We start from the raw sequence: 17,400 nt of genomic DNA, 5'->3' as shown, positions 1-17,400 counted from the left end.
TCACTGGGCGGTTCCGGAGTTATTTTCTGCGACATTTAATTAGGTCGGCCCCGCGCCATGATAGTCCAAACAAAATACCAGCAGGAAGGCATGCCATGCCACGCGCACGCTTGTCGCTGCTATCACGCGCCCCGCGTTGACGCGCGTTGATGCCTCTCCTGCGCGTTCTTCGCGCGCTGGCCTCCGCTGGCATTAATCTGGCTTTCGCGGCATTGCTGGCTGGGGTCATCGTTTATCTTGCGCTCGACCGCCAACTGCCTGCGGTCGAGCAACTGGGCCACACCCAGCTCGCCCAGCCACTTCAAATCTATTCGAAGGACAGGCGTACGATCGCCGAATTCGGCGACCAGCGGCGCATTCCCCTCGCCGACGATGCTCTGCCCGCATCACTGGTGCAAGCCATCCTGGCGGCCGAGGACGATCGTTTCTTCGAGCATCCGGGCTTCGACACCAGAAGCATTGCGCGCGCGGCATGGGAGCTGATTCGCACCGGCAAGGCACGGCAGGGCGGCAGCACCATTACCCAGCAGGTCGCGCGTAACTTCTTCCTGAGCCGCGAGAAAACCTTCCTGCGCAAGGGCCTTGAGATCATGCTCGCGGTACGCATCGAGCAGCATTTCAGCAAAGACCAGATTCTTGGCCTGTACGTCAACAAGATCTTTCTTGGCCACCGCGCTTACGGCTTTGGTGCCGCCGCCCAGATTTATTACGGTCGACCGATAGCACAGCTGACAGTTTCCGAAATCGCCATGCTCGCCGGGCTACCCAAAGCACCCTCCCGCGACAACCCGCTGGTCAATCCGAAGCGCGCGCTTGAACGGCGGGACTACATCCTTGGCCGCATGTATTCCCTGGGCTATCTGTCCGCCGACGACTACCAACATGCGTTGCAGCAAGCGGACAGCGCAGGGCACTACGGATTCGACCCTGACGTGGACGCACCCTATGTCGCTGAAATGGCTCGGGCCTGGATGGTAGGTCGCTACGGCGACGCCGCCTACACGGATGGCTATCGGGTCATCACGACCGTGGACAGCCAGCAGCAGCAAGTCGCCAACCGCGCCTTGCGCGCGGGTCTGCTGAATTACGATCGGCGGCATGGTTTTCGGGGCCCGGCGGCACGCATTCCGGCCGCTGTTCTGGCCGACCCGACGCAGCTGCAGAAAAACCTGCGCGCCCTGCCCGTAACCAACGAATTGACGCCCGCCGTGCGACTGACCACTGGCGACTTCTGGCTCGCGACCTCGCAGGCCACCGTCCCGGCGGCCGAGATCGCTCGCGACACCTTCGCTCGCGGCTGGCAACCGGCTGACGGCGATGTCGTTTATCTGAGGCAATCGCCAACCGGTTGGCAGCTGGCGCAGCTACCGCAGGTGGAAGGCGCCCTGGTGGCACTGTACCCCGACAGCGGGGCGATCACCGCCTTGGTTGGCGGCTACGATTTCGGCCGCAGCCGGTTCAACCGCGCAGTACAAGCCCAACGCCAACCGGGCTCAAACTTCAAGCCTTTCATTTACGCTGCCGCGCTGGCTGCCGGCTACACCGCAGCCTCGGTGATCAACGATGCACCGGTCGCGTTTCCAGTCGACACGCCAGACGGCTACTGGCGGCCGGAGAACTATACCGGCCGCTTCTACGGACCCACGCGCCTGCGCGAAGCCCTGGCCCAGTCGCGCAACCTGGTGTCCGTACGCCTCATGCATGCGGTGGGCGTTGGTTTCACGCGCCGGTATTGTCTGCGCTTCGGGTTTGACGCCACGCGCTTGCCGCGCAATCTTTCCCTGGCGCTGGGCACCGCATCCGTAACCCCGCTTGAACTGGCTGCCGCGTATGCCGTCATTGCCAATGGCGGATACCGGGTCAGTCCCTACTTCATTGAGCAGGTTCTGGATCGCAACGATCAGATCGTGTGGCAGGCGCCCCGGCCGGTTCCTTGCGATGCCGGTTGCGAGATGGAACAAACTGCCGGCGGCGACACCGTGCCGGCGCCCCGGGTCATTCCCGCCTCCGACGCATATATCCTCAGTTCCATGTTGTCGGACGCCATCGATCACGGCACCGCGGTGCGCGCCAAGAGTCTCGGCCGACCCGACCTCGCGGGCAAGACCGGCACCACCAACGAAGAACGCGACGCCTGGTTCACGGGCTTCAATCGAAGGCTGCTGGCAACGGCCTGGGTCGGTTTTGACCAACCACGCTCGCTCGGCAAGGGAGAAACGGGCTCCCGTGCCGCATTGCCTGTCTGGATGGACTTCATGGCCTCCGCGCTGGCTGAGCTGCCGGTGAGTCCGATGCCGGTACCCAGTGACCTGGTCTCCGTGCGCATTGACCGCTACACCGGGCAACCGAGCTCGGATAGCGGCCCGGATACGTTGTTCGAATGGTTCAGCGCCGATCGGGTACCCAGCGCCATGCGTGTGCCTACACCTGATCCCGCGACCCCGACCCGTAACCCGGAGGCAGTATTGTTTTGACACCCTCCACTACTCGCACTATTTTGGTGCGAAATAGCCTTTAGCGCACTATATTTGGTCACCAAAAAAACCAACGGTAAGTCGCACGGCGCCCGCACCGGGCAGATTCGAGTTTTGGTACATTTGGTGCTTGACCGTGAAGAGTCGTCCTGATCCGCCGCCGCGATCGTCCCGCAAGGGCGTCGCTCGGCAATCTTTTAATCTGGCCGCCAGGCCAACCACCCCGCCAAGGAGCGTAGTTACATGTCAGCGTCGGATGTGCTCAAGAGAATCGGCGAACAAAACGTCAAATTTGTCGACATGCGGTTCACCGATACCCGCGGCAAGGAACAGCACGTCACCATCCCAGCCCATCGCGTCGATGCCGGATTCTTCGAATCCGGCATGATGTTCGATGGCTCATCCATCGGCGGCTGGAAGGGCATCAACGAGTCGGATATGGTGCTGATGCCGGACACCCAGTCGGCGGTGCTCGATCCGTTCACTGACGAAACCACCATGAACCTGACCTGCGATGTGCTGGAACCGCACACCATGCAAGGTTATGACCGCGATCCGCGCTCGCTCGCCGGCCGTGCCGAGGCCTACCTCCAGTCAACCGGCATTGCCGACAAGGCGTTCTTTGGCCCGGAACCCGAATTCTTCGTTTTCGACGATGTGCGCTGGGCAGACTCACTCAACGGCTGCTTCGTGGAAATTGATTCGGAGGAAGGGCACTGGCGCTCCGGCACCGAGTTTGAGGAAGGCAACAAAGGCCACCGGCCCCGCATCAAGGGCGGTTACTTCCCGGTGCCGCCGGTGGATTCCCTGCACAACGTTCGCACCGCCATGGTGCAGGCGCTGGAAGAAATGGGCGTGACGGTAGAAGTCCATCACCACGAGGTTGCCACCGCCGGACAATGCGAAATCGGCACCCTGTTCAATACGCTGGTGCGCAAGGCGGATGAGCTGCAGATTCTGAAATACGTGGTGCTGAACGTAGCCCACAACTATGGCAAGACCGCCACCTTCATGCCTAAACCTCTGGTTGGCGACAACGGCAGCGGCATGCACGTCCACCAGTCTCTGGCCAAAGCCGGCGTCAACCTGTTCGCGGGGGACAAATATGGCGGCTTGTCGGAGTTGGCGCTTTACTACATCGGTGGCATCTTCAAGCATGCCAGGGCGCTCAACGCGCTCACCAATGCCAGCACCAACAGCTACAAGCGGCTGGTGCCTGGCTTCGAGGCGCCGGTCATGCTGGCCTATTCGGCCCGGAATCGTTCGGCTTCGGTGCGTATTCCGTGGGTATCGAGCCCCAAGGGTCGGCGCATTGAAGTGCGCTTCCCTGACAGTACCGCCAATCCCTATCTGGCTTTTTCCGCCATGCTGATGGCCGGCCTCGACGGCATCAAGAACAAGATCCACCCAGGCGATGCCATGGACAAGGACCTGTACGACCTGCCGGCCGAGGAAGCCAAGGCCATCCCTCAGGTATGCCACTCGCTCGACATGGCGCTCGACGCACTGGATGCCGACCGTGACTTCCTGACCGCCGGCGACGTGTTCTCGAACGATATGATCGATGGCTATATCGCCCTGAAGATGGACGAAGTCACGCGCTTGCGCATGACCTCCCATCCGGTCGAGTTCGACATGTACTACAGCTGCTGACCCCGTGATGGAGGGGCTTGCCCAGGGGAAGTCCCTCCACCTCTGATACCCCAGCTTCATTCATCGGGCGCCGCCATGAACATCATCCGCCCAATGCTACTGGCCCTCCTTTTGGCAGTGCCCAACGTCGCCACTGCCGTCCGGATTTATCAATCCACCGGCCCGGATGGCGTGACCCAGTTCTCGGATCAACCCAGCCCGCAAGCGCGGGAACTGGACATTTCCGTACCGACACAGGTTCCCGCCGCTCAGCCACCGGGTGCCTATGACAAGCCGACTGCCACGGAAACCAGTACTGCGCCCGAAGCGATTCGCTATACCCGACTGCGTATTACCCAACCCAGCAACGACGCCGTGTTCTGGTTTGCCGATGGCCCGGTACGGGTCCAGGTTGACATAGCCCCCCCGCTTGCCGAAGGACATGTCCTGGTGCCCTTCTTGGACGGCGTAGCGCAGGGAGAAGGCGCCGCGGGCAACAGCTTTACCCTGAGCGGCCTGAACCCGAACACCTACCAACTCAAAGTAGTTATCCGCGATCAAAACGGCAGGAACCTCAAACAAAGCGCCACGGTGCGGTTCCATTTCAAACGCCAGTCCGTCAATCTGCCGGCCCGACGGGCTCCGCCAGCTACTGGCAACTGAACCACCCCGGTGGCATCACGCGCCTGCCGCAACCGCCCATGGAAACTAGTCTGGACAATGGAAACGCCGCGCCGCCAGGTGCTTGGCGCCTTGTGCTGGACAATCTGCAAACCGCCATTCTGGTGATCGACGCCGGCCAGTACATCAGCTACCTGAATCAGGCGGCCGAGGTACTGCTCAGCGCGAGTTCCCGCCAGCTGCGCGGCCAGCCACTGGCCCATGTTGTCCCCGAACCCGGACTCTCAGCGCTGGTCACCGACACCCTCGCTCGTCAGCAGGCGGTGCTGCGCCACGATATGAGCTTCGTGCTGTCCGGCGGCGCGGTGCGCCGGTTCGACTGCTGGCTGACACCATTCGCTTGGGAAAACGGCGCTGGCGTGGCGATTGAGATTGCCGCCACTGGCCCGCTGGGCGACACCCAGCGCGAGAGTCAGCTGCTGGCGCAGCAGGAAGCCAACCGCCTGATGCTGCGCGGCCTGGCGCACGAGATCAAGAACCCACTGGGCGGCCTGCGTGGCGCAGCGCAGTTACTCGAACGCGAGCTGGCCGACCCGGCGCTGACCGAGTACACCAACATCATCATCGGCGAAGCGGATCGCCTGAAAAATCTGATCGATCGCATGGTGAGCCCGGAACTGGCGCCCCAGAACGCCAGTGTTAGTGTGCACGAGGTACTGGAGCGGGTCCGCGCCCTGGTTGACGCGGATTTGCCACCTCATATCGGCATTGAGTGCGACTACGACCCCAGCCTTCCGGACCTGTGGGCCGATCGCGAGCAGCTTATTCAGGCATTCCTGAACCTGGTGCGCAACGCCGTACAGGCTGTGGACGAAGCGGATTGCCGCCCCGGGCGCGTGATCCTGCGCACGCGTGTACGTCGACGGGTGACCATTGCCGGTCGGCATCACCGGCTGCTGGTACAGGTGGACGTAGTCGATAACGGCCCCGGCGTGCCGGAGCAAATGCGCGACCAGATTTTCCATCCGCTGATCACCGGGCGCGCCACAGGTACCGGACTGGGGCTGTCGATCGCGCAGTCACTCATCAGTCGGCACGAAGGGTGCATTACTTTCCATAGCCTGCCGGGGAATACCGTGTTCTCCGCACTCTTGCCCATAGCCGGAGAACACCGATGATTTGCCAGGGACGCGTATGGGTGGTCGACGACGACCGCTCGATCCGCTGGGTGCTATGTCGCGCGCTGCAAAACGCGGGCTTTGAGGCCATTGAGTTCGAGGATGCCGAGCGCGCCAGCGCCGCGCTGTCCGGCGACGAGCCAGATGCCATCGTATCGGATGTGCGCATGCCGGGGCGCAGCGGGTTCGACCTGCTCGCCGAGCTTCGGGAACGCGCGCCCAAGGTGCCGGTCATCATCACCACGGCCTATCCGGACCTCGACAGCGCGGTTTCCGCATTTCAGGGCGGCGCCTTCGAACACCTGCCAAAACCGTTCGATATCGACGAAGCCGTGGACCTGGTCAGTCGCGCGATCGCGCAGCGTCGCGAGAACACCACCACCGCCGAGCCGCCGCAGGCGGCCACGAAGCCTGACATGATCGGCTCTGCCCCGGCGATGCAGGAAGTGTTTCGCGCCATTGGCCGCTTGTCGCATTCCAGCATCAACGTACTGATCACCGGCGAGTCGGGCACGGGCAAGGAATTGATCGCGCGCGCCTTGCACCGTCACAGTCCGCGCAGCGGTGGTCCATTTGTCGCCATCAACATGGCCGCCATCAACCGCGAGCTGCTCGAATCAGAGCTATTTGGTCATGAGCGCGGCGCTTTCACTGGCGCCCAGGCACTGCGCCGCGGCCGCTTCGAACAGGCGCACGGCGGCGCGCTGTTTCTGGACGAAATCGGCGACATGCCATCCGAGCTTCAAACCCGGTTGCTGCGGGTCCTGCAGGAGGGCGAGTTTTACCGCGTCGGCGCCCACGCGCCGTTGCAGGTCAACGTCCGGGTGATCGCCGCCACCCACCAAAATCTCGAACAGGCGGTCCTCGCCGGCAAGTTCCGGGAAGATCTGTTGCATCGCCTCAACGTGGTTCGCATTCGGGTGCCGCCACTGCGCGAGCGGCGCGAGGATATCCCCAACCTGATACAGCACTTCCTGGTGCGCGCCGCCAGGGAACTACAGGTCGACTGCAAAACCGCCTCGCCGCAGGTGCTGGAACGGCTCAGCCGATTCGACTGGCCCGGCAACGTGCGCCAGCTCGAAAACGTTTGCCGCTGGTTGACCGTGATGACTCCGACGCAAAGCGTCCGGGTGGACGATCTGCCGCCCGAGGTTGCCGGCATCCCGGCGGTGGTCGATGCCGACTGGCAAAGCACCCTGCGGCGCTGGGCGGCTGGCCGCCTGGCGGCTGGTGAACGCGGCGTCATGAATGAACTGACGCCGGCATTCGAGCGGCTCATGATCGACGTGGCACTGGAACGCACCGGCGGGCGCCGCCAGGATGCCGCGGCGCTGCTCGGCTGGGGTCGAAACACGCTGACGCGCAAGATCAAGGAACTTGGCATCGAGGACGCCTGAGTCCATCGGACCCGCGTCTGTCGGCCTATCGGTCCAGCTGCAGCAACAGCGGCGCGTGATCCGACGGCCGCTCGGCACGCCGCAGGTCCAGTTCCACGTGGCAGTCGCCGCAATCATCCAGCAGCGAGCTGCTGACCAGGATGTGATCGATGCGCAGACCGTGATTGCGACGAAACCCCGCGGCGCGATAATCCCACCAGGTAAACGCTTGCTGCGCCGGGTGTAGCGCGCGAAATGCGTCGTGCAACCCAAGGCCGGCAAGTTCGGCAAAGGCCGCCCGCTCGGCAGGGCTGACCAGCACCTGCCCCTGCCAGGCGGCGGGGTCGTGCACGTCAAGATCGGCCGGCGCGATATTGAAATCGCCCATCACCAACAACCGCGGCGACTGCTCCAGCGCGGTCACCAGGTAGCGCTGAAAGTCGCTCAACCAGCCAAGCTTGTACGCGTATTTGTCAGAGCCCACGGCGCTGCCGTTCGGCACATAGGCGTTTACCACCCGCAGATCACCGTAACTCGCGGCAATGCAGCGCTGCTGCGGGTCTTCCTCACGCCCGGGCAAACCCATCAACGGCTCGGCTGGCGGCTGGCGACTGAGCAAGGCCACGCCGTTATAGGTGGGCTGACCACAGAACACGGCGTGATAGCCGGCCGCCGCAAGCTGTGCCTGCGGAAAGTCCCCGTCCACCACCTTGGTTTCCTGCAATCCAACGATGTCCGGGGCGACGCGATCCAGCCACTCCAGCAGTTGCGGCAGGCGTACGCGCAGAGAATTGACGTTCCAGGTGGCAATCAGCACGGTATTCATCGATCAGGGAACCGCGGGGCAACCAACCGAAGCGACGAATCGTTGCATCGGCAGCGCCCGCTAACGTTAAGGATACGCTGAAGTATTCAGTGTTTCCCGCAGCGCAAGGATGCGCCGCCAAAAGCAGTGGCTGTAAGCCAGTGCTTTTGTGAGCCATCGGAAAACCACGCTTTTCCGATGGCGGGCGCCGAGAAATCCAGGATGGATTTATACAGCGCTTCCTTAAGCGCCGATTATCGCCCCCTTACGCGGCAAGTTGCTCGTACCGAGTCCAACTCGCCCCGCTGAAACGGTACAAGTCCGCCGCGCCGACCGCCGCTTGGCTCTGTCAGGCAAGCGCTGCATAAATCAGCGGCTCTCTAGCGGCTGAATCTGCGCTGCGGCGCGCGGCCCGACCCCGAACGATCGCCGCCACGGTGTGGCGGTCGGGCCGCCGCCGGTGCGGCGCCGAGCGCACGCGGCGCAGGCTCGTAACCGGGCAATATCTGTTGCGGAATGCGCTGGTTGACCAGGCGCTCGATCCCGCGCAACAAATCCGCCTCATCGGGTGCCACCAGCGAGATGGCCTGACCCTCACGCCCGGCGCGGCCAGTGCGCCCGATGCGGTGCACGTAATCGTGCGGCACGTCGGGCAAATCGTGGTTCACCACCAGAGGCAGCTGATCAATGTCCAGACCGCGGGCCGCGATATCGGTTGCGACCAATACCCGCACACTACCGTTCTTGAAACCTTCCAGCGCCTTGGTGCGGGCACCCTGGCTTTTGTTGCCGTGTATGGCGGCACTCTTCAGGCCGTCGCCATCCAGTTGCTCGGCCAGGCGATTGGCCCCGTGCTTGGTACGGGCAAATACAAGTACCTGCTGCCAGTTATTACTGCCTATCAGCCACGACAACAGCTCGCGCTTGCGTCCCTTGTCCACTGCATAAGCGATCTGGCTGATCTGGCTGGCGGTAGAGTTTCGTGGCGCCACGTCAATTTCTACCGGGTGCTGCTGGAACTGCGCCGCCAGGGCGCGAATTTCGCTGGAGAAAGTCGCCGAAAACAGCAAGGTCTGGCGCTGCCTGGGCATCAGTGCAACCACTTTTTTAATGTCGCGGATAAAACCCATGTCCAACATGCGGTCGGCTTCGTCCAATACCAAGATCTCTACCCGATCCAGCACGCAGGTGCCCTGTTGCAGATGATCGAGCAGACGACCGGGCGTCGCCACCAGCACATCGAGTCCGCGAGCCAGCGCCTGGATTTGCGGGTGAATGCCAACGCCGCCGAAAATGACAGCACTGCGCAGCTTCAGCCCGCTGCCGTAATCCTTGAAGCTCTGGCAGACCTGAGCGGCCAGCTCGCGGGTCGGGGTAAGCACCAGCGCCCGTACGGCTCTTGGCCGCGGCGGCTGATGATTCGCGGCGAGCCGCTGCAGCATCGGCAGAGCGAAACCGGCCGTCTTGCCGGTGCCGGTCTGTGCGGCGGCGAGCACATCCTGGCCGGCCAGAATGACCGGAATGGCACGTTCCTGAATGGGAGTGGGCGTTGTGTAGCCATGTTCAGACACAGCGGCACACAGCTCGGCACGCAGGCCGAGAGTCGAAAAAGGCATATGGGTATCCTGAGAGCGGAACCGGCGCAGAATTATTTTGCGCGGTTCGGGCGAAACGGTAGTGCGGAGCAGACCCAGGCAGGCGCCTGGAGAACGCGCGGCGCAGACCGTAGTACGCCACGAAGATCCAGGTAGTGTACCGCAAGCGCTTAACCGGTAAGCTGCCACCGTCACCGCATTGACCCGGCGACGGCCCCTCAGCCGGGCTAAACAGGAACGCTCACCGATGGCGCGTGTCAACCGGCGTAACTACTACCGCATTCTGCATGTACAGCCCGACGCACCGGCCGCGGTGATTCGCATGGCCTATCGCACGCTGATGCAGAAACTGCGCTTACACCCGGATCTGGGCGGCGATGGGGCGACCGCTTCGTTGATCAACGAAGCGTACGCGGTGCTGTCCGACTCGCAGCGGCGTGCCGATTACGACGCGCAAAACACCGCCAGACCTGCCCGGGACGTTCCACAATCAGCCGAAGAATCCACAGTCATGTCGCAGACTTCCGCAAACGCGGCTCTGGCGCCACGTGGCGACCCCATGCACTGCGCGTTTTGCGGCGCCACGGCTTTACTACCCACGCAAGATACTGCGAGCGCTCGCTGCGCGAGCTGCCGTAGCCCGCTGGCGCCACCGCCGCGCGACAGTCACCTGGCGGCACGTCGGGCATTCGATCGGCAGCCACTGGCAGGCAGCATGGAATACTTCGTGCGGGGCAGCGCCCATGGCCCACGGCCGGCGGCGCTGCGCGATTTCTCGCCAGGCGGGGTGCTGGTGACGACTCCTGAGCAGCTACCCAGCGGGAGCGTTCTGGCGGTCAAATCACCGCTGTTTGATGCCGTGGTCAGGGTTGTCAGCTGCGAGGAAGGGGCGCCGGGCGAGGTCCATGCCTGGCATATGCGGCTCGAATTTCTCACCCTGGCTTTGAACGCGCCAACCGGCAGTTTTGTCGCAACCCAGGTGTGACGATTAGCCCGGCCAGGCCGCTTAGGCTGGGCCAATCCTCCCGAACGGCCGACGATGTGCGCGGTCGCCGCCAGCGCACCTCGCTTGGCGCCTGCGCAAACGCCGACACCGTTCAGCGTTATACGCGGGCCCTGGCGTGGCGTGCGCCGGGAAATGCACGATCGATCACGATTCGGTTCAGTCAGCGCTCAATCAAGACCCATTGCGGCGCAGCAGGGCCAGGAACTCGCGACGCAGGATGGCGTCAGTCAGGAACACCCCGCGCATCACGCTGTTAATCATCTGCGAGTCCGTGTCCTTGACCCCGCGCCACTGCATGCAGAAATGGTCCGCCTCCATGACGATAGCCAAGCCATCCGGCTGCATGCGTTCCTGCAACAGGTCAGCCAGGCGCGTGACGGCCTCTTCCTGGATCTGTGGCCGACTCATCACCCAGTCGGCCAGGCGCACGTATTTCGACAGCCCGATCAGATTCGAGTGCTCATTGGGCATGACGCCGATCCACACCTTGCCGATGATCGGACACAGGTGATGTGAGCAGGCGCTGCGAATGGTGATCGGCCCGACGATCATCAGCTCGTTCAAGCGCTCCACGTTGGGAAACTCGGTCACGTCCGGCGCTGCGCGGTAGCGACCGCTAAATACCTCGGTCAGATACATCTTGGCCACTCGCCGCGCCGTTTCGCGGGTGTTGTGGTCGCTTTCGGTATCGATCACCAGGCTGCGCAGTACCTCCACCAGCTTTTCTTCGACCTCTGCTTGCAGCAGCGGCAGCTCGTCTTCCTCGATGAAGGCGGCGATGTTGTCGTTGGCGTGAAAACGCACCCGTGCCAACTCCAGGCGCTGACGGATACGGGCGGATACTGGCGGTGTCGGTGGGGAGTCGGCAATCCGGCCAGTCGCGGGAGAATCAGGCTGATTCATTTGGGGGAACCTGGAAAAGCGGCAGTCCAGGGATGCTAAACCGAATCGTCCGTGCCGGCACACGCTGGCTTCAAAAGGCAAAATGGTGGCTACCCTGCAGAACGAGCTCGGACCTATGCCAGAACCTGCCTGTTGGACTCCGAGCGGCGACCACCCTGACGGCCAAAATCACCGCATGCCACTGACGCCCGACCCGCGCGACCTCGAATTCCAGTTCATCCGCGCCAGCGGCCCCGGCGGACAGAACGTCAACAAGGTGTCGAGCGCGCTGCAGCTGCGCTTCAACACACGCGGCTTCACCGAGCTGTCCGACGCCGTACGCGAGCGGCTCACGCGCCTGGCCGGCCGCAGACTCACCGCGGACGGGGTGCTCATTCTCGAAGCGCAGCGTTTTCGCACCCAGGAGCGCAACCGCGCCGATGCGCTGGAGCGGCTTGCGGCCTTACTCGATGCCGCCACACAGGCACCCAAGACGCGCCGACCGACACGACCGTCCCGCGCTCAACGCGAGCGGCGCCTGGAGTCCAAACAGCAGCAGGGCATAGCCAAACAGCGACGACGACGCCCGAACCTAAACGACTGACCGGCAGGGGGGCGGTTCGTGAGACCATTCGACGCCAGTCCTGCCCTCCCCCTCGCCAAGGAGACCCGCCATGCCGGAAGCCTATATCTACGACGCTGTGCGCACGCCGCGCGGGCGCGGCAAGCCCGACGGATCGCTGCATCAAGTGCCCCCGATCCGCCTCGCCACGACGGTGCTCAATGCGCTGCGCGACCGTTTGCATTTGGACACAGCGCATGTGGACGATGTGGTTATGGGCGTGGTCAGCCCGGTCGGCGAGCAGGGTTCCAACATTGCGCGCGTGGCGGCCATTGACGCCGGCTATGCGCAAACCGTGGCCGGCGTGCAGGTCAACCGGTTTTGCGCCTCGGGACTGGAGGCGGTGAACATAGCCGCCGGGCAGGTCATGTCTGGCCAGTCGGACCTGGTGATCGGGGGCGGTGTCGAGTCCATGTCACGCATCCCGATGTCGTCAGCTGGCGGCGCCTGGTACGCCGATCCGCAGGTGGCCTTCCACAGCCATTATGTGCCGCAGGGCATATCGGCCGACCTGATCGCCAGCCTGTATGGCTACTCGCGGGACGATGTCGACGGCTTCGCCGTGCAATCGCAGACGCGCGCCGCCCAGGCCTGGGAAGAAAAACGCTTCGCCCGCTCGGTGACGCCGGTCTATGCAGTGGATGGCGCAGCGCTTCTGGACCACGACGAACACCGTCGACCCGGCACCAGCGTGCAAAGCCTCGCCAAGCTGCCAGCCTCGTTCGAGAAACTGGGCGCCGATTACGGTTTCGACTCGGTCGCGCTACAGCGCTACCCGGAACTGGAACGCATCGAGCACGTACACCACGCCGGCAACTCGTCTGGCATTGTCGATGGTGCCGCCGCGGTGCTGGTCGGCAACAAGGAAATTGGCGAGCGGCTGGGCCTGAAACCCCGAGCGCGCATCCGTGGTTTCGCCTCGATCGGCAGCGAGCCGACCATCATGCTGACCGGCCCGGCACCGGCCACCCTGAAGGCGCTCAAGCGCGCCGGCATGAGCCCGGCCGACATCGACCTGTACGAGGTCAACGAAGCGTTCGCCGCGGTGGTGCTGCGTTTTGCCGACGTGGTCGGCGTGCCGATGGACAAGATCAACGTCAACGGCGGCGCCATCGCGCTCGGCCACCCGCTGGGCGCCACCGGCGCCATCCTGATCGCCACCGTGCTCGACGAGCTTGAACGGCGCAACCTGGGCACCGGCCTGGTCACGCTGTGCATCGGCGCTGGCATGGGCACCGCCACCATCATCGAACGGCTGTAGGGAGAGCACGATGATCGACTACCGCGTGGACGGCGACGGCATTGCCATCGTCACCTGGAACAACCAAAAATCGTCGGTCAATACGCTGACCGACGCTTCAATGGCGGCTTACACCGAGGCCATGGATCGGGCGATTAATGACCCGGCCGTGAAAGGCATTGTCGTCACCAGCGCCAAGAACGACTTCATCGCCGGAGCAGACGTACAGGACTTTCTGGCCGACCGCACGGTGGCTGGCCTCGAAGCCGGCAGCCGCAAGGCCAGCGGCCTGTTCCGACGCCTGGAGACTGCTGGCAAGCCAATGGTCGCGGCCATCAACGGCACCGCGCTGGGCGGTGGGCTGGAGCTTGCGCTGGCCTGCCATTACCGCATTGCGGCAGACAACCCTAAGACTCGCCTCGGGCTGCCGGAAGCCACCCTTGGCGTACTGCCGGGCGCCGGTGGAACACAGCGCCTGAGCCGTCTAATTGGCGTGCGCGCCGCAGTGCCGCTACTGGTGGAAGGCAAGCGCCTGCCAGTGGCAGAGGCGCTCAAGCTGGGCGTCATCCATGCCGTGGTACAGGCCGGCGAGCTGCTGGACAAGGCCAAAGCGTGGATTGTTGCCGACGGCAAAGCCGAGCAGCCCTGGGACAGCAAGGGCTTTCGGGTACCCGGCGGCAATCTTGGCGATTCCAGCGTGCAGGAATTCATGTCCGTCGCCGTCGCCAAGGTGCACGAACGCACCGCCGGCAACTACCCGGCGCCAATCAATATCCTGTCCTGCATCTATGAGGGCGTGTCCTCCCCAATTGACGTCGGCCTGGATATCGAGAGCCGTTACTTCGGCGTCACCGCTGCCACGGTGCAGGCAGAAAACCTGATCCGCAGCGGCTTCCTGGCCCTGAACGACGCGCGCAAGCTCAAGCGCCGACCCGCCGACATCGCCAGGGCCGAGTATCGGAAAGTCGGCGTGCTGGGCGCGGGCCTGATGGGCAGCGGCATTGCCTATGCGTGCGCCAAGGCCGGCCTGGAAACGGTGCTGCTGGACCGTGAACTGGCCCTGGCCGAGCGTGGCAAGGCCCATAGCGACAAGCTTCTGACGCGCGAAGTGGAGCGTGGCCGATTGGACGCAACCGGCCGCGAGACTACGCTCTCGCGCATCACGCCAACCGCCGATTACGCCGCATTGGCCGGTTGCGACATCGTGGTCGAAGCAGTGTTCGAACAGCGCGAGGTCAAGGCGGAGGCCACGCGCCGCACGGCCGAGGCGGCCGGACCCGACATCCTGTTTGGCTCCAACACATCCACCCTGCCGATCACCGGCCTGGCCGAGCATTGGCCGCAACCGGAAAACTTCATCGGCTTGCATTTCTTCTCGCCGGTACACCGCATGGCGCTGGTGGAAGTGATCCGCGGCCAGAAAACCTCTGAAGACTGCCTGGCCCACGCGCTGGACTTCGTGGCGCGCATCGGCAAGACGCCGGTAGTGGTCAACGACAGCCGCGGGTTTTTCACCAGCCGGGTATTCACGACCTATTTCGAGGAAGGCATGGCCCTGCTGGCCGAGGGCGTGAATCCGGCGTTGATCGAAAACGCCGGCCGCCAGACCGGCATGCCGCTGGGGCCGCTGGCGGTGGCGGACGAGGTGGCCCTGGACCTTATCCACAAGGTCATCGTACAGACGCGCGCCGACCTTGGTGAAGCATACGTACCTCCGGTGTCGGCACCGGTGATCGAGCTGTTCGTGGACAAGCTAGGCCGGGTCGGCAAAAAGGTCGGCAAAGGATTCTACGATTACACCGACGGCCAGCGGCGCTTGTGGCCGGGGCTGGCCGAACAGTTCCCGCGCGCCACACAGCAACCGGACGTGGAATCCATCAAGCAGCGCCTGTTGCACATCCAGGCGGTGGAGGCGGCGCGCTGCCTGGCGGAGGGCGTGGTCGACAACGCCACGGATGCGAACGTGGCATCCCTGCTTGGCTGGGGCTTTCCGGCCTGGGCCGGGGGCGTGCTGGCCTACGTGGATACGGTCGGCGTGGACCGTTTCGTGGCCGAATGCGAGGCGCTCGCCGCCAGCGCCGGGCCGCGTTTCTCGCCGCCGGATATCCTCAAACGTCTCGTTGGCACCGGCACACAGCTGCGTGCGGCCGACCGCTGATTCATTCACTCGCTTAACTCAAGGAACCCGCTCGTGGACTATCAGGATCTTCTCTACGTCGAACAGGACGGCGTTGCCACCATCACCATCAACCGGCCGGAGGTCTACAACGCCTTTCGCGCCCAGACCGTGGAAGAACTGATCCACGCCTTCCAGCGCGCCGGCTGGAATACGGAAATCGGCGTCATTGTGCTGACCGGCACCGGCGACAAGGCGTTCTGCACTGGCGGTGATCAGAAATCCCATGCCGGCAGCTACGGCGGGCGCGGCACCGTCGGCATGCCGGTTGAAGAACTGCACACCGTCATCCGCGACGTGCCCAAACCGGTCATCGCCCGCGTGCAGGGGTTTGCCATTGGCGGTGGCAACGTGCTGGCGCTGCTGTGCGACCTGACCATCGCGTCGGACAAGGCCCAGTTCGGCCAGGTTGGTCCCAAGATGGGCTCGGTCGATCCGGGCTACGGCACCGCCTATCTGGCGCGCGCCGTCGGCGAGAAGAAGGCCCGCGAAATCTGGTACCTGTGCCGCCGCTATACGGCCGACGAGGCCGAGCGCATGGGCCTGGTCAACAAGGTGGTGCCGCACGAGGAGCTCGACGCCGAAGTTGCCGCCTGGTGCGCCGAAATCATGGCCAAGAGCCCGACCGCGCTGGCCATCGCCAAACGCTCCTTCAACGCAGACAGCGAACAGATCCGCGGCCAGGCGGCTATGGGCCTGCAAGCCCTGGCGCTGTACTACGACACCGACGAATCCAAGGAAGGCGTGCGCGCCTTCAACGAGAAGCGACCGGCCGAGTTCCGCAAGTTCCAGAAGAAATGACCGTCCCCGCGCCCGACTGGTTCACGGAAGCAGTCGCCACTGCGGGCAACCCGCACCGGGTGTCGGTAACCGGCTGTGACATTCACTACCAGACCTGGGGCGAGGCCGGGCCACCGCTGCTGCTGGTCCACGGCGGCGGCGCGCACAGCCACTGGTGGGATTTCATCGCGCCCTGGCTGGCCGTGGATCACCGGGTCGCCGCCATGGACTTGTCGGGCATGGGCGAAAGCGGCCGGCGCGAGCAGTATCAGATGGATGACTTCGCCGGTGAGGCGTTGGCGGTGTGCGACGACGCGGGTTTTGGACCGGAGGTGACGCTCATTGGCCACAGCCTGGGCGGCGCCGTGTGCCTTCGGGCCGCCGCCAGCCGCCCGGAGCGGGTCGGCGGACTGGTCATGGTCGATTCGCCCATTCGCCCGCCGGGGTACAAGTTTCCAGGTACCGCCCGCAACCCGTTGAGCCAGCCACGGCGCAGCTATCCGGACTTTGAAGCCGCGCTGGCTCGCTTCCGGCTGATCCCGGAGCAGCCCTGCCACAACACCTTCATCCTGGACTACATCGGCCGACATTCCATCATGCAAACGCCAAGCGGCGACTGGACCTGGAAGTTCGACGACCGGGGCATGGCCCACATCACCGTCGGCCAGCAAGCGCAGGAATTGCGCGAAGTCACCTGCCGCGTGGGCATCCTGTACGGCGACAAGAGCAAGCTGTTCCCGCCCGAGGTACGTGAATACGTCCATGAACTGGTGGACCGTCGCGGTCCGGTGGCAGCCATTCCGGAGTCCTACCACCACTTGTTCCTGGACCAGCCGCTGGCCTTCGTGGCGGCGCTGCGTACCCTGCTGGCCGACTGGCACGCGCTGTAAGCGCGCCGCCCACCCGTAGCCCAGGACAAAAAAAACCCGGCCAGGGGTGGCCGGGTCAGAAAGGTAACCCGCTCAGGGAGGGGAAGCGGGTGATTCCTCGCAGAGGTCTCGTGTACTAAGAGT

14 protein-coding genes are annotated in these 17,400 nt (G+C 64.0%); 11 read left to right on the top strand and 3 right to left on the bottom strand.

The features are described 5' to 3' along the window. Positions 1-149: 149 nt before the first annotated feature. The 5 genes from ABZF37_RS04045 to ntrC all read left to right on the top strand — a co-directional run bounded on the left by ABZF37_RS04045 (position 150) and on the right by ntrC (position 7,302). Complete coding sequence (locus tag ABZF37_RS04045) at positions 150-2,474, top strand: penicillin-binding protein 1A (RefSeq protein WP_372717034.1); 2,325 nt, start codon at positions 150-152, stop codon at positions 2,472-2,474. Positions 2,475-2,717: 243 nt separating this feature from the next. Continuing rightward, entirely contained in the window at positions 2,718-4,127 is a 1,410-nt protein-coding gene (gene glnA / locus ABZF37_RS04040; RefSeq protein WP_372717032.1) for a glutamate--ammonia ligase, read from the top strand. Positions 4,128-4,202: 75 nt separating this feature from the next. Next, positions 4,203-4,769: a DUF4124 domain-containing protein gene (locus ABZF37_RS04035; RefSeq protein WP_372717030.1), complete on the top strand. Its 567-nt coding sequence runs from the start codon at positions 4,203-4,205 to the stop codon at positions 4,767-4,769. A gap of 38 nt (positions 4,770-4,807) precedes the next feature. Next, on the top strand, positions 4,808-5,905 hold the full coding sequence (gene glnL / locus ABZF37_RS04030) for a nitrogen regulation protein NR(II) (RefSeq protein WP_372717028.1): 1,098 nt from the start codon (positions 4,808-4,810) through the stop codon (positions 5,903-5,905). Continuing rightward, entirely contained in the window at positions 5,902-7,302 is a 1,401-nt protein-coding gene (gene ntrC, locus ABZF37_RS04025; protein ID WP_372717026.1) for a nitrogen regulation protein NR(I), read from the top strand. Before glnL ends, ntrC begins: the two co-directional genes overlap by 4 nt. Before the next feature lie 25 nt (positions 7,303-7,327). Here ntrC and xth read toward each other — a convergent pair whose 3' ends face one another. Beyond that, positions 7,328-8,098 (bottom strand): exodeoxyribonuclease III, encoded by a 771-nt coding sequence (gene xth, locus ABZF37_RS04020; RefSeq protein ID WP_372717069.1) that lies wholly within the window; start codon positions 8,096-8,098, stop codon positions 7,328-7,330. Between the two features lie 368 nt (positions 8,099-8,466). Next, positions 8,467-9,702, bottom strand: a complete 1,236-nt coding sequence (locus ABZF37_RS04015) for a DEAD/DEAH box helicase (protein WP_372717024.1) — start codon at positions 9,700-9,702, stop codon at positions 8,467-8,469. 226 nt (positions 9,703-9,928) lie between these two features. Here ABZF37_RS04015 and ABZF37_RS04010 point away from each other — a divergent pair, with 226 nt between their 5' ends. Next, a complete protein-coding gene (locus tag ABZF37_RS04010) occupies positions 9,929-10,666 on the top strand; it encodes a DnaJ domain-containing protein (protein WP_372717022.1) in 738 nt (245 codons plus the stop codon). Positions 10,667-10,858: 192 nt separating this feature from the next. On the opposite strand, the gene folE is transcribed toward ABZF37_RS04010, so the two are convergent. Next, entirely contained in the window at positions 10,859-11,590 is a 732-nt protein-coding gene (gene folE, locus ABZF37_RS04005; RefSeq protein WP_372717020.1) for a GTP cyclohydrolase I, read from the bottom strand. Positions 11,591-11,765: 175 nt separating this feature from the next. On the opposite strand from folE, the gene arfB reads away from it, so the two are divergent. From arfB to ABZF37_RS03980, 5 genes are all read left to right on the top strand, one after another. Further along, a complete protein-coding gene (arfB, locus tag ABZF37_RS04000; RefSeq protein ID WP_372717018.1) occupies positions 11,766-12,173 on the top strand; it encodes an alternative ribosome rescue aminoacyl-tRNA hydrolase ArfB in 408 nt (135 codons plus the stop codon). A 70-nt stretch (positions 12,174-12,243) separates the two neighbouring features. Beyond that, positions 12,244-13,452 carry an acetyl-CoA C-acetyltransferase gene (locus ABZF37_RS03995; protein WP_372717016.1) on the top strand — a complete coding sequence of 403 codons (1,209 nt, stop codon included), beginning with the start codon at positions 12,244-12,246 and terminating at the stop codon, positions 13,450-13,452. Positions 13,453-13,462: 10 nt separating this feature from the next. Beyond that, positions 13,463-15,589, top strand: coding sequence for a 3-hydroxyacyl-CoA dehydrogenase NAD-binding domain-containing protein (locus tag ABZF37_RS03990; RefSeq protein ID WP_372717014.1), 2,127 nt, complete (start codon positions 13,463-13,465; stop codon positions 15,587-15,589). A 33-nt stretch (positions 15,590-15,622) separates the two neighbouring features. Then, complete coding sequence (locus tag ABZF37_RS03985; protein ID WP_372717012.1) at positions 15,623-16,408, top strand: enoyl-CoA hydratase-related protein; 786 nt, start codon at positions 15,623-15,625, stop codon at positions 16,406-16,408. Continuing rightward, on the top strand, positions 16,405-17,277 hold the full coding sequence (locus ABZF37_RS03980) for an alpha/beta fold hydrolase (protein WP_372717010.1): 873 nt from the start codon (positions 16,405-16,407) through the stop codon (positions 17,275-17,277). Before ABZF37_RS03985 ends, ABZF37_RS03980 begins: the two co-directional genes overlap by 4 nt. Positions 17,278-17,400: the final 123 nt, after the last annotated feature.

This window comes from Immundisolibacter sp. (assembly GCF_041601295.1).
In the GTDB taxonomy this organism is placed as follows: Bacteria; Pseudomonadota; Gammaproteobacteria; order Immundisolibacterales; family Immundisolibacteraceae; genus Immundisolibacter.
Note: the sequence above shows the minus strand (reverse complement) of the source record. Positions and strands in the feature narration are given on the sequence as shown.